We start from the raw sequence: 19,241 nt of genomic DNA on the forward strand, positions 1-19,241 counted from the left end.
AAAATGGAACAAAGCAATTCACGCATGATTGAGCGTAAATTATCCGACTTTGAGAAGAAGTTGGACATCTTAATCCTGACGAAAGAGAAACTAAGTTGGTCAGTTTCAGAATTGCAGCGCGAAAATGCCGAACTACGGTCGGGTAATGCCGCGTTAAAGGTAGAAGTACAAGAAATAAAGAAAAAATACACAAGTTTGCAAAAAGACTTTAATAAGTCTAAAACTTTCGTTAAAATTGTCACTAGTAAACTGACACCAACAGGCGGTTTGGCCGAACTGAAAGAAACAGTTGAACGATATATTGAAGAGATCGATAAGTGCATAGAATTGCTTGAAGATACCTTATGAAAAAGAATCATATACCCAATCCTGATGTTTCGGTGTTCATAAAAATACTTGACAGAGGTTTCAAGTTAAGTGTTCCCGCTGATCAGGAAATATTTTACAGGGATGGATATGATGTTTTTAAGGAACGCGTGAAAGCGTTGAAGGAAAAAGGAAAAGGATACGACGATATTGAGGCCATAGCACTGACTTCTATTGAATGCCTGGTTGCATTACAAAGAAATATGGAAGAGAATAAAAATCTTCTGGCAATGTTCGAAAAAAGGATAGATGCACTGGAAGTGAATGTTGCAGATGCGATTCCCAATTAAGTTGATAAATATTTTCCGGTACAGACCCATAGTGATATAAGGTTTGATACAGATTATCCTTTTTAAAATCAGGCATAGAGCAAAATCTTTAACCATCGTACAACAAACAGGTTCGGCATTTTAAGCGCATGTAGTCGGTAGCACCCAACTATTGTAAACACATTACTAAAATGTCAAATTCTTTAATGTTTATTGTTTTATTATCTGATATCATCGCGCTTGGCGTCGGTGTATTTGCAGGTAAATACATTTTCAAAAAATCTTTCGATCAAAAGGAAAAAGATGCTCAGGAACGGGCTGCTGAGATCGTACGAAATGCAGAACAATCTGCTGAAAATATCAAAAAAGACCGCATCCTCGAAGCAAAAGAAAAGTATCTTCGCCTGAAATCAGAATTCGAAGAAGAGTCTAACAAAAAGAGAGTTATTCTTCAGACCAACGAACAAAAGCTTAAACAGCGCGAACAGAGTCTTCAGCAAACGGTTGAGCAAAACAAGCGTCGTGAACATGAGCTTGAAACACTAAAAACCAATCTTAACGGCCAGCTGGAAACCGCTACTAAAAAGCGGGAAGAAGCTGAAAAAATGCTTAGTCAGCAAGTGGCGCAACTGGAAAAACTTGCGAATCTCACCGCAGATCAGGCAAGAGAGCAATTGGTGGATGCTCTAAAAGCGGAAGCAGACACAAGAGCAGGGTCGTATGTGAAAAGCGCGATGGAAGAAGCTCGTCTTACAGCTACGAAAGAAGCAAAGAAGATTGTTATTGAAACCATTCAACGCACTGCCGCAGAACACGCGATTGAAAACTGTGTATCCGTTTTCAACATCGAAAACGACGACATCAAAGGTAAAATCATTGGTCGCGAAGGACGGAATATTCGTGCACTGGAAGCAGCCACTGGTGTTGAAATCATCGTTGATGATACTCCTGAGGCCATCGTAATTTCCGGTTTTGATCCTGTTCGTCGTGAAATTGCACGACTTGCCTTACACCGTCTTGTTCAGGATGGCCGTATTCACCCGGCTCGGATTGAAGAAGTTGTAGCCAAAACAAGAAAGAATATTGACGACGAAATTGTTGAGATCGGTGAGCGTACGGTAATTGATATGGGTATTCACGGATTGCATCCCGAGCTTGTAAAAATGATCGGACGTATGCGATTCCGTTCTTCGTACGGACAGAATCTTTTACAGCATTCACGTGAGGTTGCTAAGCTTTGTGCAACTATGGCGTCCGAATTGGGGTTAAATACCAAACTGGCGAAACGTGCTGGTCTGCTTCATGATATTGGAAAAGTCTGGCCGGAAGAATCTGATCTGCCACACGCCATTTTGGGTATGGAGCTTGCGAAAAAATTCAAGGAAAATCCGGAGGTATGCAATGCAATCGGAGCTCACCATGATGAAATTGAAATGACAAGTATTTTGTCTCCGATCATTCAGGTTTGTGATGCTATTTCAGGATCTCGCCCGGGTGCTCGTCGCGAAATGATGGAATCCTATATCCAGCGTTTGCGTGATCTTGAAAACATGGCGATGTCATTTGATGGTGTTGAAAAATGTTATGCTATTCAAGCTGGCCGCGAACTTCGCGTTATTATAGATGCAGACAACGTTTCGGATGAAAAAGCGGGAATGCTTTCTTTTGACATTTCTCAGAAAATAGAGAAAGAAATGCAGTATCCCGGACAAATAAAAATTACCGTAATCCGTGAAATGCGCTCAGTGGCATATGCGCGGTAAAACAGCCTAATGATACATGAAATATTCAGAGCTTACAAGTAAAGAAACATTGGGCATTCATACGCTTGGTGAGTTGAAAAAAGCAGGTTATGAATCCCGTTCGATCAAACAGGAGCTTCGGGATAATCTGATTGAAAAAATAAAAAGTAAAACAGAAGTTTTCCCCGGGATCTGGGGGTATGAAGAGACAGTTATTCCTGATGTTGAGCGTGCAATCTTATCTATGCACAACATCAATTTGTTAGGTTTACGTGGACAGGCAAAAACACGTATTGCACGGATGATGGTCAATTTGCTGGACGAATATATTCCTTATGTTAAGGATTCTGAATTGCATGATGATCCTTTGGCACCGTTGTCGAGATTTGCCAAAGATCTGATTGATGAAAAAGGAGATAACACGCCCATCGCCTGGCTTCACAGGGATGAGCGTTATACAGAAAAACTGGCAACGCCTGATGTTTCAGTAGCCGATTTAATTGGTGATGTTGATCCTATCAAGGCTGCTACTTTGAGATTACCTTATTCAGATGAACGCGTGATCCATTATGGGTTGATTCCACGTTCGCACAGAGGGATTTTTGTAATCAATGAGTTACCGGACTTACAGGCTCGTATCCAGGTCGCTTTGTTTAACATTTTACAAGAAGGCGATATCCAGATCCGCGGATTTAAGCTTCGTCTTCCTTTGGATATCCAATTTGTATTTACTGCGAATCCGGAAGATTATACCAACCGTGGAAGCATCGTAACGCCGTTGAAAGACCGTATCGAAAGCCAGATTGTTACGCATTATCCAAAAACGCTTGAAGTTGGTAAGAAAATTACCGAGCAAGAGGCACACGTTAAGAAAGAGCAAAAAGAAATTGTTAAGGTCAACGAGTTAGTAAAAACACTAATTGAGCAGATCGCTTTCGAAGCGCGTGAAAGCGAATATGTGGATAGCAAAAGCGGCGTGTCTGCCCGTTTGACAATTTCCGCTTACGAAAGTCTTTTGAGTGCTGCTGAACGTCGCGCTTTGATCAACGGTGAAGATACAACATACGTCCGCATCGCAGATCTTTATGGGGTTATACCAGCCATTTGCGGTAAAGTTGAATTGGTATACGAAGGTGAGGTTGAAGGTCCGGTTATTGTGGCTCAAAACCTGATTGGTAAAGCAATCCGCACCCAATTTCTGAACTATTTCCCGGATCCTGAAAAATCCAAGAAAAGCAAAATCAACCCTTTTGCGAAAGTAATCGAGTGGTTTGGTTCTGGAAATGAAATGGAAATGATCGGTGATATGACGGATCGTGAGTACAATGCCCGCCTTAAAACAATTGACGGACTTGACGATTTTGTTGATATGTTGAGCGCATACGGCGATTCCAATGAAAAACTATTCATGATGGAATTTGCTCTTCACGGTATGGCTGAATACTCATTGATCGGTAAACAGTCGCTTGATCAAGGTATTAAATTCCAGGATCTGGTAAGCAGCATGTTCTCCGGGCCGGACGACGAAGATTATGATTTTGATGAAGATGAGGATGACAAGAATCCATTCTAATTTAAAAATAGCGATAAAAGTAAACGGCCTCAGGAAATTCCTGAGGCCGTTTACTTTTATATTTCTGTAACTTCTGAATATCATTCAGGCGCTCCGTCGTCAGCGATGTTTGGTTCCAATGTATCAACCAAAACTTCTGGTTCACGATTAACTTTGGCACGTACCTTTGCTTCCAATTCGTCCATCAATTCAGGATTATCCTTGATAAGCGCTTTCACGGCGTCACGGCCCTGTCCAAGACGGTTTCCGTCATAGCTAAACCATGAGCCTGATTTTTTAACGATTTCCAGCTCAACCGCCAAATCGATGATCTCTCCAACTTTCGAGATTCCTTCGCCATACATGATGTCGAATTCAACCACTTTAAACGGCGGAGCTACTTTATTTTTTACGACTTTAACACGTGTTCTGTTACCAAGGATCTGGTCAGCACTTTCTTTAATCTGCCCAACACGACGGATATCCAGACGCACAGAAGCATAATATTTCAAAGCATTACCACCCGTTGTTGTTTCCGGGTTACCGAACATCACACCAATCTTCTCACGAAGCTGGTTTATGAATATACAGCAGCAACCCGTTTTATTAATCACACCGGTAAGCTTACGTAATGCCTGGGACATCAAACGAGCCTGAAGACCCATTTTACTGTCTCCCATTTCACCTTCCAGCTCAGCACGCGGCACAAGCGCAGCAACTGAGTCAATGACAATAATATCAACAGCGCCACTGCTGATCAAATGTTCAGCAATTTCTAACGCTTGTTCACCATTATCAGGCTGAGAGATCAAAAGATTACTTGTATCAATTCCTAATTTCTCAGCATACGCACGGTCAAATGCATGTTCGGCGTCGATGAATGCGGCAAGTCCTCCTTTCTTCTGTGCTTCGGCGATGCAGTGCATCGACAAAGTAGTTTTCCCGGAAGATTCCGGACCGTAGATCTCAACTACCCGGCCGCGGGGAACTCCTCCTACACCGAGTGCAAGATCCAGCCCAAGAGAACCGGTAGAAATTACCGGGATGTCCAACACTTTGGTATCACTCAGGCGCATTACGGTACCTTTACCATACGTCTTGTCTAGTTTTTCAAGTGTAGTTTGGAGCGCCTTTAATTTGTTGTCTTTATCCGATGTTGTTGGTTGTGCCATAAAGCAGGACAAGTTGTGTTTTTAGTTTGTATATAAAATAGCGGCTTAGGAAAAACAAAAACCGCACCCACCAGCATATTTCTGATATGTAAATCTACCTTTTTCCAACCTCAAAAAAAAGGATATTTTCAGGATCATTTACACATTATTATAACGCTACCAGATACTATCCAGATGGGATAAGATAATATCAGTAACAAAGATATGATATTATCTGTATCAAAACTAAATTTCAAGATATTATTTTTTACAATTTTGGAGAGACATTTAATTCGTAAAACGAATTCTCTTTCCCGAGATACTGATCCGCCTCCTCTTGCGTCCACTTGGCTTGAAGTGCCTGATATATACCAGGATACGCGTCGTAAGGTATGGGTTTAAAAACAACTTTATCCGGAAATAAAGTAGAGGTAGCCTGATTGATGGTTATCGCCCGGTAAATTCTGGCAACGGCAATTGTCGAGGATGATACTAAAAGTAATATGATGATGACTGAATAAGGTGTTTTCTTAATTACAGCCCAGCTTCTCTGATAGTTTGCGGTCTGCGCCAGCGGATGGAAAATGTATATTCCCGCAATTAACAAGCATGGCATCATACCTCTGAAAAGGAAGTCATTCAACTTGCCAATGCGATAAAGAGGGAAAAACATGATAACGCAAAGCGTTACGAAGATTGGAAACATCGGTAAGAAATTCTTGCTGTAACGTTTATAGTAAAAATAAACAAGTGTAAAAATCACAAGGTTCAGACCAATATTAACGCCGTATTCAACAAATCTGCTGAAGATATCGCCGGAAAACTGCCATATAAATCCCGAAGCCGGCATATTTTTATGTGATAAATAAAATAGCAAAACCGGCAGGCAAGCTATAAACGGGAGTAATACAAGTTTGGCCGTTCCTGACCAGTCCAGTTTATCGTGTTTAAACAGCCATTTTCGCAGGACTACGATGGTGATTACCGTGCCGCTTGTGACAGATGGAAAAACCGCCCACCAGAAAGCAAGGGCAACCGGAAGAACCATATATTCCACATTCAATTTGTTTCGCAGGACAAAAACAAACATTCCTGCAATGATCATTGTCGGAATGACCTGGTTTGGAACCCAGAGAAGGTTCTCAAAATTAGACCAAGGTTCGATGGCGAACGCACTTTGGGTATATAGTGGGCCTGCAATATAACTTAGCACCGACTTTATAAATCGTGGGGTATCTCCCACAGACAGCGCCAGAATTACGAAAACCATTTTTTTATTCAATGCTAAATATACCCACGTCAGTCCCAGGAAAAAACCTAAATAACTCCATACAAAAATTACGTCCTCTCTAATCTGGCCTGCAAGTTTTGATATAAGTATAGGCACAACATAATAGCCATAATAATAAGAGACCACCGGACCTTTTAAAGGAATCCGCTGCGGCCAATCTGAAATAAACAGCTCATAGAGTTTCGTATTGTGTGCCCAGTGATCCAAGGTTTGAAAACATATTCCACTTACTCCAGAAATTAAGGTGGCCAGCAGAGTGACGACAAGTAAAGTAATTAAACTTCTCTGATCGAGAACTTCCGACTTACTGAAATCTTTATTTCTAACAACTTCAATAAATAGAAAACCTAACAATAAAACTCCGAAAAATGCAATTGAAGTTCTCGTCCAATAAATAAAGAAAATGAGGTTTGGGAGAAGCAAATATCCAATACTGATGCATCTGAGAAGATAGATACTCATAAGGACGTTAGTTTAGGAAAGGTTGGAACACAACTTAAACATACAGTCCTAATTCAAAAAATCCAAATCGAAGTTATTTTACGGTCGTCCGCTATGATCTTAAAGCCGCATTGAACAGTTACTAACAGAAATAGTTTTTTACACTGACAATAATCATCTTTTATGTGAATCTCTAAAAATAACTTTGCGCAGTCTAAATAGTACAATTGTCTTTTTCTGAGTTATTTCATGGAGATCTTAATCCTTTTTATTGCGCACTGGTACCTTTCATTACTGATGCAAACATTCTTTCTACACCGATATGCAGCACATAAAATGTTCACAATGAGCCCGGTATGGGAGAAAATTTTCTATACTGCAACTTGGATATTTCAAGGATCTTCTTTTTTAAGCCCCTATGCATACGGGGTGATGCACAGACTCCATCATGCCTACGCCGATACAGAACTTGACCCGCACTCACCCAGCTTTTCAGACAGTATTGCGGACATGATGTGGAAAACAAAAAATTATTATAATAATATTGTTCACCGCACAGACCAAATAGATCCTAAGTTTAAAAAAGGTGTTCCGCACTGGGAATTGATGGAAAAAATCGGAGATTCCTGGATTTCCAGAATTGGCTGGGGAATGCTATATGTCTTGTTTTATATCCAGTTTGCCACTTCCTGGTGGATGTTTCTTTTACTACCCATTCACTTTTTAATGGGTCCTGTTCATGGTGTGATCATCAACTGGTACGCCCACCGCTATGGATACGTAAATTTTAAAGTTGACGATACAGCTAAAAATCTGCTTCCATTTGACTTTCTAATGATGGGTGAATCCTACCATAACAATCATCATAAATTCGGAGGCCGGGCGAATTTCGGAATCAAATGGCATGAACTCGATCCGACTTATCCCTTTATTTTACTGTTAAACAAAATGAAAATAATCAAATTGAAGAAAAACAATGATTTGCTTTATATGTAAACCTTAATTTCGATTAAGGCTAAATTGTAGTGCTAAGATATCTCTTTCAATTTCACCCTTTTTACAAGCTAAAAGAAACAAAATTGGAATAAGCGGTACGAGTAATTTATAACAATCTTGCAGTTTACTTGTAATCGAATGTCAGACTTTGTCCATTGTATTCATCTCATTTATAAATTGAATCACTTCTTCAAAAGATAACTCTTTTGCTTTTCTTTCCTGAATATCAATTTTATGCTCTTTAAGTATATCTGTTAATTGGCTTCTTGTTAGATAATTGCCAAGGCTTCCCCCGTTTCTGTTACCAGCCTCCGGTACGTATTTAAGCGTGTCAATAAACAGTATTCGATTCTTCTTTCCATCTTTGTCCAGCCACGCTTTACCCCATTTGACAGAGTCTTTCATTAATGCTCCGCCAGCTCCCAATGGATAATATGAAGTGCCGTTCCTGATGAACGATGGAGTTTTGTCGTCAATGATAATCGCGCAATATCTGCCAATAATATCAAACTTGGCATAGTATGTCACGCTAGTTATATCAGTTGAATAAAAAAGATTAAAGTAGCTTTCACCTTCATATTTGACTGCAAATGCAGACGTACTTCCTTTAATCTTTTTTCCGCTTCCATCAACAAACTTTTTTATTCTAAAATGATTTGCACTCAGCCGTTCAACAAGCGCAAATGCCTCAGTTTCTATTGGGTTATCATTAAGAAATTCGCGGGTGGTGGAATATAGAACTATTGGCTGTTTAACTTTCTGTGCGTTTGCGAAAATGCTTATGAAGATAAAGAGGGGGAATAGATAAATACGTTTCATTTGTGAGTTGAGTAAAAATAATTCGCAATTTATGAAAAAAATGTCAGCCGGATTCAATAGACAAAATTTGCCAAAGTGTGGGAATTGAGAAAAATGAAGATTGTCGCGTCTTTGCAGTGACCAGACGCTGAAGATCTGATCAAAAAGAATGGTAAGCTGACCGAATTCCATTAGACAGCAGCGTCCGCATTGTTAGATATCAAATGATGTGATATAAGTTAAATACGACGAAGCAAATAACCGCTGTCCATTAAGAAATTATTGCGATACGAATTAATACCTCAGGTTTTCTCTATATTTGTTCAATGTAAAGGCTGGTTATAAAACCAGCCTTTTTTTGTTTTGTACAATCACGAAACTGTATTCCAGGTGTTTAAGAAAATATTAACTGCATTACTTGTTATTCTGCTCCTATTTGGTTTTTACTACCGTGATCTGATTAGTTATGGCTGGATGCAGGCAAAAGGCCAGGCTACGATTTTGCTGAATGTTCAGGATGTTGAAGATGTTTTGCAAGATCCTTCGTTTCCAGACTCGCTTAAATCAAGAATCCGCCTTATCGAAGAAATCAAACAATTTGGTGTTGACTCCCTCGGATTAAGTCCTTCAAAAAATTATACAACCTTTTATAACCAGCATAACAAGCCATTGATGTGGGTGATCAATGCTTCTGAACGCTATCAGATTAAAGCCCACAAATGGACTTTTCCAATCATAGGCACATTCCCTTACAAAGGCTATTTTGATTCAACACGAGCAGTACGTGAAGAGCAGGAATTAATTAAATCCGGTCTTGATACCGATATAGGAGAAGCATCCGCATGGTCGACCCTGGGTTACCTCAAAGACCCTATTTTATCTAGTATGTTGAGGAGACGGGAAGGCAGTCTGGCAAATCTTATCCTGCATGAGCTCACGCATGGTACACTTTTTGTGAAAAATAATCTTGAACTGAATGAGAATCTGGCCAGCTTCGTCGGAGACCTTGGCGCAATAAGATTTTTAACCCAAAAGTACGGAGCAGATTCTAAACAGCTTAAAGCGTATGAGTTTTCGAAAAAGTATAATGATGCGTATGCACAGCACATGTTAAGGGGGATTGGTAAACTTGACAGCCTCTACAGGACGTTTAGTTATAACAATCCAGACAGCACCAGAAAAGATTTTCTTAAAAATCAGGTGATTTTAAAAATACTTAATGACGCAGATACACTGTTTGCAGACCGAATTACGTTGAAACCCAAAAGTAGGTGGACAGAAAAAAATATTCCTAATAACGCTTACTTTATCGGTTATCAAACTTATAAATCAAAACAAAATCAATTCCGGGAAGAATTCGAAACGAAATTCGGCCGGGATTTTAAAAAATATTTATCTTATTTAAAGGAAAAATATCCCTCGTTGTAGATACTATCGCACATGATGAAGAGATTGAAAATTACGATTGTTGCCGTTTTATCCCTTGTCACCATCCTTGCATTTAAGCAATATGAGCAGAATAGAGTTATCGTAAACAAGAGTTTCAGTTTTGGTGAAAGGGTTGAATACCGGGTTCACTACGGATTTATTAATGCTGCTGAGGCAAGGGTAGAAATCGCCAGAAACATATCTGTGGTCAATAATAAGCCTTGTTTTAAAATCAATGTGACTGGTCGTACAACGGGTGCCTTTGATTTAATCTCCCGGGTTAGAGACAATTGGCGCTCGTATGTTGACACCGTTGCTATTGTACCGCAAATGTTTTATCTGAATATTCAGGAAAACAAATACCGAAAAGAGGAAACCGTTGTTTTTAATCATGACCGAGACCAGGCAGTGTCTACGGTAAAAGAGGAAACAAAAACTTTTAAAACGCCGAATAATATACACGACATCATCAGCGGATATTTTTATTTAAGGACTATTAATTTTGATAAAGTAGCAGAAGGAGAAGTGATCGAAGTACCCACATTTTTTGACGGCGAGGTTTATAAACTTCGAATCCGTTATGTAGGAAAAGATGTAATTAAAACAAAATTTGGCAAAATCAGGGTTTTAAGATTAAACCCCCTCATTCCCGACAATAAGTTGTTCAAGGGTGAAGGCGCTGTCAAACTTTGGGTTTCGGACGACAGTAATAAAATCCCTCTTAAAGCCGAAGTTGAACTTGCGGTTGGATCGCTTGAAATGGATATAAAATCTGTTAAAAACCTTCGAAAGGAGCTTGCCTGGTATTAATCAATACTTTTAGCCGACAGTTTTGTATCTGCCTAAGAGGAAATGGAAGTGTATTTTTTCTAATTCCTAAGTATCGCAGCGGTGTAGCTCCGAAACCCTGGTAAAACTGCGCGATAGATTGAACTTCCGGGCTTTCAAAATCGAACAATATGGGTAGTCCTGAATTATCCTGAAAAAATTTATCGAGTAAAAAAGTGCGTGCATTTCCTCTACGTCCTGTTTCGTCCGCTGAATTAAAAAGATAAACTGCCTTATCTCCCGATTTTATTATTAGTATACCGGCATGGATCTTATTATCCTGAAGTGCGTAGAGAAGCGTAGCTGGTTCATGTTTGTTGATTTGTATCAGCAAATTACTTAACATATCATAAGCATTCTTTCTCACGCCTCCCTTGATTTTTGACTCGTGGTTTCGCTTAAATATCTCGATTAAAGGATTAATATCTTCACTTTTCTTAATAACCCATTTTTTTGAAAAACTTCGTTTCAGATTTAGCTTCTTGTCTGGTGAATATTTTGAAAAAATCTCTTCATAGGGTACAGAAAGAGATAGCCCAAAAGTGGTGTTTTCTGTTATCCGGAAAGTGGAAAAATTCGGTAACGCGAGTCGGAGGATCGCAGTATTTAAAGGATTGAACTGATAAAAAGAAATATATGAGAATTTTTCTGCAAGGGATTTGAGGAATATTTCAGTCTCAACTGCCGAAAGATCCTGAAGAGAAAAGATGCCTAAATACTGGCAAAACAAAGGCTGTTCAATAACTTCAATCAGCCATTTCCGCTTTACAGGCAATGGCATTACAATCTGATAATCGTTGGCCGATGGCCAGACTAAGGCTTTCCAGTCCTCACAAACAACATCCAGATACCACGAATAGGCGTAAATGATCTGTTGCTTTGAATTTTTCACCAATTCATTCCAGAGTACGTCGTTAATTTCATTTCTTGAAAGTAACAACGGCGCCGTCATGATAAATTATTTAAAGTAACTGCGAAGCTTTTGCAAAGTTTCCTCCACGTCAGGCGTTTCATCCATCAGCAAATTTACACTTTGAATCGAGTGAATCACCGTGCTATGATCACGACCACCAAAATGGTATCCAATTGATTTCAGCGGCAAGTCGGTATATTCTTTTGCCAAAAACATAGCAAGCTGGCGTGGGTACACAACCTCCTTTTTTCTGCTCTTGCTTTTCAGATCAGCAATCGTAACCTTGAAATAATCTGCTACGATCTCCTGAATTGTATCAATGGTTACTTCCTTATCCTCGTTCATTACGATGTTTTTGAGCGTGTTTTTCGCTAGCTCAACATCAATTTCACGACGCGTCAGGGAAGCCTGGGCCATAAGAGAAACAATCACACCTTCCAACTCACGCACGTTAGAATTAACGCTGTGAGCGATATATTCAATTACATCGTAGTCTATCTGAATTCCTTCCGCCTGGATTTTTTTCTGGATAATTGCAATACGAGTTTCAAAATCAGGCGTTTGCAAATCTGCCGTTAACCCCCATTTGAAGCGGGAAAGCAAACGATCCTGCAACCCTTCCAGCTCGCGGGGCGGCCGGTCGCTGGTCATAATAATTTGCTTGCCTAACTGATGCAGGTGGTTAAAAATATGGAAAAAAGTATCCTGAGTTTTCTCTTTTCCTGACAAAAACTGCACGTCATCAATCGCCAGAACGTCCACCTTCATGTAAAAGTCGGTAAAGTTCTGAAGCGTGTTATTTTTAATCGAATTAATAAATTGATTTGTAAATTTTTCCGATGAAACGTAAAGTACCAGCTTATTGTCAAAATGGTTTCTGATATAGTTTCCGATTGCCTGTACAAGGTGGGTTTTACCCAAACCCACACCTCCATACATCATCAAAGGATTGAAAGATGTCAGACCTGGACGCTGCGCTACCGCAAAGCCAGCTGAGCGAGCTAGTCGGTTACAATCTCCTTCAATAAAATTGTCAAAAGAATAATTCGGGTTCAGATAGGTATCCAGGTTCATGGAATCCTGGTCTTTAACCACCAGATTTGAACCCATTCTCGGGTCATTTGCAAAATTGTCAGGACCCGCATATTTCGGTGTTTTAACAGTCGAAACGTTCATCGTCAACGGTTGGTGTTTCTCATTTCCCTTGTCAACAATGATCGAATATTCGAGCAAGCCGTCACGTCCGATTGCATAATCCAGCGCCTTTCTTAACAAATTGACATAATTATCTTCCAGCCATTCGTAAAAGAACTGGCTTGGAACCTGGATCGTAAGAACTTTTCCATAGATTTTTAGCGGTCGGATTGGCTCGAACCACGTTCTAAAACTCTCATCAGGAATATGTTGCTTAATTACCCGGAGGCAACTATCCCATATTTGGTCTACTTCTCTATGTGCGGTTACTCTTTCCAATGTCAAATTTGCGTAATCAGATATCATAAATCAAAAGGACGGCAAAGATAAGAAAATAGATGGTCTCTGCAGATTAAACCAGTGTTCAATTTAAATCCAATCTGTACGATTACCAAGCCATCAACCAAATCCATTAGAATAATCCTACGTTATAGACGTCAGCCTGGGTTAACAGTAACGTAACAATTAAAAAAATGTAATCTCAAATTTGTAGCTTTGCTCATGTCGCGAAACCCGGTCATATAACGGATATCAATTTGTCTCATCAACACTAGAAAATATGTCAGCTTCCTTGTTTTCTGAATTTGAATTTTGCGATAAAAACACCTGGAATATGCAGGCCAAAAATGAGTTAGCCGGTAAATTTGAAAAAATAAAAAGTTTTAAAATCGGGCCTGATTTGGCCTTGGAAGCATATTATTCAGCAAACGACCTGAATCCTGAACGAATTTCAGTGCTACAAAATTGCCAGAAAAAAATACCCGGATGGTTGAATACTCCGCTCATAAATTTTGACAATCCACGAACAACAAATAATAAAATCACCTTCGCACTTAATGCGGGAGCCGATGCTGTTTTACTTCATCTGACCGAACCTGATCTGATTAAAAATGAGCTATCAAAAACATTAAACGCTGTAAAACTCTGCGACACGCCAGTCTTTTTTAAAACAGAAATAAATTCTGAAAAAATATTTGAGGAAGTTTCCCGAGGAGCCGGATATTACCTGAAAGGAGGGATTGCCAACGATCCTTTGGCTAACTGGATGCGAAATGGAAGTGCCTTTGCTGAACCTGTCAAAAATGTCTGTGCGACTTTAAACAAGACAAAAATGATGCGGGAATTCCGGCCTTTGATGGTAGAAAGTCACGTTTACCATAATGCTGGCGCAACCCCTGTTCAGGAACTGGCTTTTTTACTCGCTTCAACTGTATATTATTTAGATAAGCTAACCGACGCTGGAATTTCACCGTTGCATGCTTTGAACCGTTTTTTCTATTCTATTTCAATCGGACCAGAATACTTGACGGAAATCGCGAAATTGAGAGCGCTACGCTATCTGCATAAGAAAATTGGAATGGCCTATCAGGTACCTCCGGAACTTTGCAACACCTTTATTCAAGCACAGACTTCCTCATTTTACAGCGCTAAATACGACCTGCAAACAAACATAGTCCGCTCGACCAGTGAAGCGATGAGCGCAGTTATAGGTGGTTGTGACGGACTGACCGTTTTGCCGTATAATCAAACTTTTGAGGAGACGACAGAATTTAGCGAACGTATTGCACGGAATGTTTCTTCTTTGTTGTCGGCAGAAAGTTATCTGGATCGTGTCGCGGATCCGGCTGCTGGTTCGTATCAGCTTGAAATATTGACAATTAAAATGGCCGATGCTGCCTGGGAATTGTTTTTGGAAACAGAAGAAAAAGGCGGAATAATTGCTTGTTTTGAAAACGAATTTGTCCAGACAGAAATTGATAAATCGTGGCAAAAAAAACAGGAAGAACTCAAACAGGATAAAATCTTTGTGGGTGTAAATAAATACCGGACTGAGGGAATGATAGACCTAGGTAAAAAGCCAGATTCCCCGGAAGCAGCAAGTTCAGAAGGGATAAAATGGCTGGCGCCTAAAAATTTATCTGAGGACTGGTAAATTTCACCGGGCTGATACTTTTATAATTCCAAACCAACCTAACCTATGAAGCCGGATTTTAAAAATATTGTGCTTCAAAAAGCGGATACTGAAACCGGAGAAGGTAAAAAGCCAGTTAGGACTTTCCAGACTCAGGAAGGAATCCAAATTAAGACCGGATATGGTCCAAATGATCTTGCTGGGGCCAGTCATATTGGTTTTGGTGCAGGAATACCTCCCTTTCTGCGTGGGCCCTATGCCAGCATGTATCTCGACAGACCCTGGACGATTCGGCAATATGCTGGTTTTTCCACGGCCAAAGACTCCAACGCATTTTACAGAAAAAATCTGGCTGGCGGACAGAAAGGTTTGTCTGTTGCTTTCGATCTGGCTACGCACCGGGGATATGATTCAGATCATCCCAGAGTTGTGGGAGATGTCGGAAAAGCGGGCGTTTCAATTGATTCGGTGGAAGATATGAAAATACTTTTTGATCAGATTCCACTGGATGAAATGTCTGTCTCAATGACCATGAACGGTGCCGTTATTCCCATTTTGGCATTTTTTATTGTCGCTGCGGAAGAACAAGGGGTAGCAGCGGACAAACTTTCCGGGACAATTCAAAATGATATCCTCAAAGAGTTCATGGTCCGGAACACTTACATCTATCCCCCAGAACCATCGATGCGGATCATCGGTGATATTTTTGCCTATACAAGCCAGTTCATGCCGAAATTCAATTCGATCAGTATCAGTGGCTACCATATGCATGAAGCCGGTGCACCCGCTCATCTTGAACTGGCCTACACACTTGCTGATGGATTGGAATATATCCGAACAGGACTGCGTGCCGGAATTAAAATTGACGAGTTCGCGCCAAGATTATCATTTTTTTGGGGCATTGGGATGAATCATTTCATGGAAATTGCAAAGATGCGGGCCGGGAGAATGTTATGGGCCAAAATAGTAAAGCAGTTTGATCCAAAACTTGACAAATCCCTGGCATTGCGCGCACATTGTCAGACAAGCGGTTATAGCCTTACAGAGCAGGATCCTTATAACAATGTCGCCAGGACGTGCCTGGAAGCGCTGGCGGCTGTGTTTGGGCATACCCAGTCGTTACATACCAACTCGCTCGACGAAGCAATTGCACTACCTACTGATTCCACCGCCAGAATTGCCAGAAATACGCAACTTTTTCTGCAGCACGAAACGGATGTTTGCAAAGCGATAGATCCGTGGGGAGGGTCCTATTATGTGGAGTACCTGACCAAAGAACTGATCGAAAAAGCCTGGGAATTAATTCAGGAAGTTGAGGAACTTGGCGGAATGACCAAGGCGATAGAGACCGGATTACCTAAAATGCGAATTGAGGAAGCTGCGGCGCGGAAACAGGCAAGAATTGATTCAGGGCGTGATATTGTGGTGGGTGTAAATAAATATAAAACCGACATCAAAGATGTTTTTGACATTTTAGAGATTGACAATGAAAGCGTAAGAGCTGAGCAGATCGCCCGGCTTGGACGGATTAGAAAAGAAAGAAATTCACTTGAAACTAACGCTGCGTTACAAGCGATTTCGACAGCTTGCCGCGAAAAAGGAGGTAAAGAATTTAGTAATAACTTATTGGCTCTGGCGATCGATGCCGCGAGGAAAAGAGCTACTTTAGGTGAAATATCTGATGCGATGGAAAAAGAATTTGGCCGCTATAAAGCAGTAATCCGGTCCGTTTCCGGAATATATCAATCTGAGATCTCTGACGACGAAAATTTTCGGATAGCAAGAGAAATGGCCGATCAATTTGAAGAGCTTGATGGCAGAAGACCTCGAATTTTGGTCGCCAAGATGGGTCAGGACGGCCATGACCGTGGTGCGAAAATTATCGCAACCAGTTTTGCTGATCTGGGTTTTGACGTAGATATCGGTCCGCTTTTTCAGACGCCGGCAGAAGTTGCTAAACATGCCGCGGAAAATGATGTTCATATCGTTGGTGCATCCAGCCTGGCAGCCGGGCATAAAACTTTAATTCCTCAACTTCTTGATGAACTGAAAAAATTGGGTCGCGAGGATATCTTAGTAATTGCCGGTGGCGTAATTCCATCGCAGGATTACCAGTTTTTATATGACGCTGGCGTAAAGGGAATTTTCGGACCTGGGACAATTATTTCTGTCGCTGCACAGAAGATTTTAAAGGAGCTGATGGAAGGTTAAATACTAAACCTTGAATGGATTAATTATGGTCAAGACATCTTCGATGTTCTGTCCATGATGCAGATCTTCGGAAAATAAAATTGAGCATTCACTTTCGATTGCGGCCGATATTATGATACTATCGTAAAATGAAAAACGGTAAGCATTAGCTATTCGACAAGCACCTAAAATCGTTTTTTCTGAATTGATATAGACTTTATTATTGACAGAACACTCCCGAATACACTGCTCGGTCTGTTCGTAGGAAAACTTAAATTTTCGGGTTACCACATTGCATAACTCCTGCAAGACCTGTGTACTTATAAAAGTGAAGTTTTCTGTAATAATGCGTCGTGCAATCAATCTTTTTCTAACTCAGAGTTTGAATAAGAGTAAATTAATATACTAATATCCAAAAAGAATCTATCTTTCATTAGCCTCCTCACGATCAAATTTATAATCTCTCGTATCTTTTGATAGGGCATCGAATGTAACATTTTTACCGAATATCCATTCTTCAGAAATTACCTCGTCTTTTGCAAAAACGATCACCTCGATTTGTTTCCCAACGTAATCTCTTGGAATTTCAAGAGAGACGGTTTGTTGCATTGGCGTAATAACAGTTCGAATCATGGTCCTTCTTCAAAAGTGTTTAATAAATAAAGCTACAAATTTTCATGACAATTACCTAAGTAACTCTATTTGCTAACCTTCCCAAATACCAACGAAGTACAATTCCCTCCAAAACCGAATGAATTGGACAGCACGTAATTTACCTGAACCCCGGATTGATACTGCCTGACGGGAAAATCTTTAAAATCAACCATATCTGTTTCAATATGCAGGCTCGGATAAATTTCTGAATGATTTATACTTAAAATACTGAATATCGCTTCCACAACGCCCGCGGCAGCCAGGGTATGCCCGGTGAACGATTTCGTTGAACTGAACGGCGGGACTCTCTCAAAAACCCTGGTCATTCCGGTTAGTTCGACGCTATCGTTATTTGGAGTTCCGGTTCCATGCGCGTTGACATAATCGATCCGCTCCGCTCCTATTCCGGCTGTTTCAATTGCCTCTTTCATTGATCTAATCGCTCCGACGGCATCGTCTGACATGGCTGATGGGTGGTGCGCATCATTGGAATTTCCGTATCCCAAAATTTCAGCGTATACCTTTTTATCACCGACAACTTCCTCTGATTCCAGAACAAGATATGCAGCCGCCTCCCCAAGATTTAAGCCATCCCGATTTTCGTCAAAAGGTTTACAGGGATTTTCTGAGAGGATTTTTAATGCATTAAATCCATTGACGGTATACTTCGCCAAAGCATCAACCCCGCCAACAATTGCCCGGGTTGCTCGTCCTGATTTGATCAGTCTGGCACCCAACATAATTGCATTCGCAGAGGAGGAGCAGGCAGTATTGATTGTGTCTGTAAATCCGTTGATATTATATTTTTCTACAAGTTTCAAAGTATGCGATCCGGGCCCGTATGCTTCCAGATATTCGGAACCAACGGATTTTTGATTGGCATCCTCATACAACTGATCCGTGAGACACATCCCTCCGACAGTGCTCGCTGAAATTAATGCTGTATCAAAAGAAGATAATTCAGTAGAATTTATTCCGGAGTCTGCCAAAGCTTCTTCAAAGGCCTTTGAAGCTAAAAGGCAAGTTCGGGTGTATCCCGGCACATCTTTGAGATTCAGGATTTCTTTTAACTTTTCATTGCTCATTTCTATTTCTCCAAAAGGCAGAAAAGCAGCATAATGAGATTTAAAATGAACAGCTTTTTTTATTCCGGCCCGACTATTGACCAGGCTATCATGATTTTTTGAGACATCATCACCTAATGCGGAAACTATGCCCATACCCGTCACAAAAACCCTTACCGGTTTACTTTGCTGTTTTTGCATTTTTAATAATATACTCTGCCATGTGGTTCACATCAACCAAAATCTTTCTTCCTTCGGCGGGATTAGTGATTTTGATGCCATACTCTCTTTCCAACAAAACTACCAGTTCCAGGGAATCAATAGAATCCAGACCTAAATCACCGCCAAAAAGTGGCTCATCATCTTTAATGTCTTCCGGATTAATATCTAACAAATTTAAATATTGTACTATTTGTCCTTTTATAACTGGTTTTAAGCTTTCAATTTCCATC

18 protein-coding genes are annotated in these 19,241 nt (G+C 40.4%); 9 read left to right on the forward strand and 9 right to left on the reverse strand.

Annotated elements, in window-relative coordinates; genetic code table 11:
• Window positions 1-3: 3 nt before the first annotated feature.
• The 4 genes from AC1XUO_RS10300 (at window position 4) to AC1XUO_RS10315 (ending at window position 3,950) form a co-directional block, all read left to right on the forward strand.
• Window positions 4-348, forward strand: a complete 345-nt coding sequence (locus AC1XUO_RS10300; RefSeq protein ID WP_235153772.1) for a hypothetical protein — start codon at window positions 4-6, stop codon at window positions 346-348.
• Window positions 345-656 carry a cell division protein ZapA gene (locus AC1XUO_RS10305; RefSeq protein ID WP_483329697.1) on the forward strand — a complete coding sequence of 104 codons (312 nt, stop codon included), beginning with the start codon at window positions 345-347 and terminating at the stop codon, window positions 654-656. The genes AC1XUO_RS10300 and AC1XUO_RS10305 overlap by 4 nt, the downstream gene beginning before the upstream one ends.
• A 170-nt stretch (window positions 657-826) precedes the next feature.
• On the forward strand, window positions 827-2,398 hold the full coding sequence (rny, locus tag AC1XUO_RS10310) for a ribonuclease Y (RefSeq protein ID WP_483329698.1): 1,572 nt from the start codon (window positions 827-829) through the stop codon (window positions 2,396-2,398).
• A gap of 16 nt (window positions 2,399-2,414) precedes the next feature.
• Window positions 2,415-3,950 (forward strand): sigma 54-interacting transcriptional regulator, encoded by a 1,536-nt coding sequence (locus tag AC1XUO_RS10315; protein ID WP_483329699.1) that lies wholly within the window; start codon window positions 2,415-2,417, stop codon window positions 3,948-3,950.
• An 80-nt stretch (window positions 3,951-4,030) separates the two neighbouring features.
• Here AC1XUO_RS10315 and recA read toward each other — a convergent pair whose 3' ends face one another.
• Window positions 4,031-5,101 (reverse strand): recombinase RecA, encoded by a 1,071-nt coding sequence (gene recA, locus AC1XUO_RS10320; RefSeq protein WP_235153768.1) that lies wholly within the window; start codon window positions 5,099-5,101, stop codon window positions 4,031-4,033.
• 247 nt (window positions 5,102-5,348) lie between these two features.
• Window positions 5,349-6,833 carry a hypothetical protein gene (locus AC1XUO_RS10325; RefSeq protein WP_483329700.1) on the reverse strand — a complete coding sequence of 495 codons (1,485 nt, stop codon included), beginning with the start codon at window positions 6,831-6,833 and terminating at the stop codon, window positions 5,349-5,351.
• Window positions 6,834-7,061: 228 nt separating this feature from the next.
• Between AC1XUO_RS10325 and AC1XUO_RS10330 the strand changes: the two genes are divergently transcribed.
• Window positions 7,062-7,808, forward strand: coding sequence for an acyl-CoA desaturase (locus tag AC1XUO_RS10330; protein WP_483329701.1), 747 nt, complete (start codon window positions 7,062-7,064; stop codon window positions 7,806-7,808).
• 141 nt (window positions 7,809-7,949) lie between these two features.
• Here the strand turns inward: AC1XUO_RS10330 and AC1XUO_RS10335 are convergent, their stop codons facing one another.
• Window positions 7,950-8,627, reverse strand: a complete 678-nt coding sequence (locus AC1XUO_RS10335) for a hypothetical protein (RefSeq protein WP_483329702.1) — start codon at window positions 8,625-8,627, stop codon at window positions 7,950-7,952.
• 369 nt (window positions 8,628-8,996) lie between these two features.
• Here AC1XUO_RS10335 and AC1XUO_RS10340 point away from each other — a divergent pair, with 369 nt between their 5' ends.
• Both AC1XUO_RS10340 and AC1XUO_RS10345 read left to right on the forward strand, forming a co-directional pair.
• On the forward strand, window positions 8,997-10,034 hold the full coding sequence (locus AC1XUO_RS10340; protein WP_483329703.1) for an aminopeptidase: 1,038 nt from the start codon (window positions 8,997-8,999) through the stop codon (window positions 10,032-10,034).
• A 12-nt stretch (window positions 10,035-10,046) separates the two neighbouring features.
• Window positions 10,047-10,844 (forward strand): DUF3108 domain-containing protein, encoded by a 798-nt coding sequence (locus AC1XUO_RS10345; RefSeq protein ID WP_483329704.1) that lies wholly within the window; start codon window positions 10,047-10,049, stop codon window positions 10,842-10,844.
• On the opposite strand, the gene AC1XUO_RS10350 is transcribed toward AC1XUO_RS10345, so the two are convergent.
• Together AC1XUO_RS10350 and dnaA are read right to left on the reverse strand one after the other, a co-directional pair.
• Window positions 10,810-11,814, reverse strand: a complete 1,005-nt coding sequence (locus AC1XUO_RS10350) for a hypothetical protein (RefSeq protein ID WP_483329705.1) — start codon at window positions 11,812-11,814, stop codon at window positions 10,810-10,812. The genes AC1XUO_RS10345 and AC1XUO_RS10350 overlap by 35 nt on opposite strands.
• Window positions 11,815-11,820: 6 nt before the next feature.
• Window positions 11,821-13,275, reverse strand: a complete 1,455-nt coding sequence (gene dnaA / locus AC1XUO_RS10355) for a chromosomal replication initiator protein DnaA (protein ID WP_235153763.1) — start codon at window positions 13,273-13,275, stop codon at window positions 11,821-11,823.
• 253 nt (window positions 13,276-13,528) lie between these two features.
• Between dnaA and AC1XUO_RS10360 the strand changes: the two genes are divergently transcribed.
• Both AC1XUO_RS10360 and scpA read left to right on the forward strand, forming a co-directional pair.
• Window positions 13,529-14,902 carry a methylmalonyl-CoA mutase family protein gene (locus AC1XUO_RS10360; RefSeq protein ID WP_483329706.1) on the forward strand — a complete coding sequence of 458 codons (1,374 nt, stop codon included), beginning with the start codon at window positions 13,529-13,531 and terminating at the stop codon, window positions 14,900-14,902.
• A gap of 45 nt (window positions 14,903-14,947) precedes the next feature.
• Complete coding sequence (scpA, locus tag AC1XUO_RS10365) at window positions 14,948-17,092, forward strand: methylmalonyl-CoA mutase (RefSeq protein ID WP_483329707.1); 2,145 nt, start codon at window positions 14,948-14,950, stop codon at window positions 17,090-17,092.
• Window positions 17,093-17,095: 3 nt separating this feature from the next.
• Here the strand turns inward: scpA and AC1XUO_RS10370 are convergent, their stop codons facing one another.
• From AC1XUO_RS10370 to AC1XUO_RS10385, 4 genes are all read right to left on the reverse strand, one after another.
• Window positions 17,096-17,434, reverse strand: coding sequence for a PIN domain-containing protein (locus AC1XUO_RS10370; protein ID WP_483329708.1), 339 nt, complete (start codon window positions 17,432-17,434; stop codon window positions 17,096-17,098).
• Between the two features lie 60 nt (window positions 17,435-17,494).
• Complete coding sequence (locus AC1XUO_RS10375; RefSeq protein WP_483329709.1) at window positions 17,495-17,704, reverse strand: hypothetical protein; 210 nt, start codon at window positions 17,702-17,704, stop codon at window positions 17,495-17,497.
• 65 nt (window positions 17,705-17,769) lie between these two features.
• A complete protein-coding gene (locus tag AC1XUO_RS10380; protein WP_483329710.1) occupies window positions 17,770-18,990 on the reverse strand; it encodes a beta-ketoacyl-[acyl-carrier-protein] synthase family protein in 1,221 nt (406 codons plus the stop codon).
• Window positions 18,971-19,240, reverse strand: a complete 270-nt coding sequence (locus tag AC1XUO_RS10385; protein ID WP_483329711.1) for a phosphopantetheine-binding protein — start codon at window positions 19,238-19,240, stop codon at window positions 18,971-18,973. Before AC1XUO_RS10385 ends, AC1XUO_RS10380 begins: the two co-directional genes overlap by 20 nt.
• Window position 19,241: the final 1 nt, after the last annotated feature.

The organism is Dyadobacter sp. HNCC25DJ186 (genome assembly GCF_056895235.1).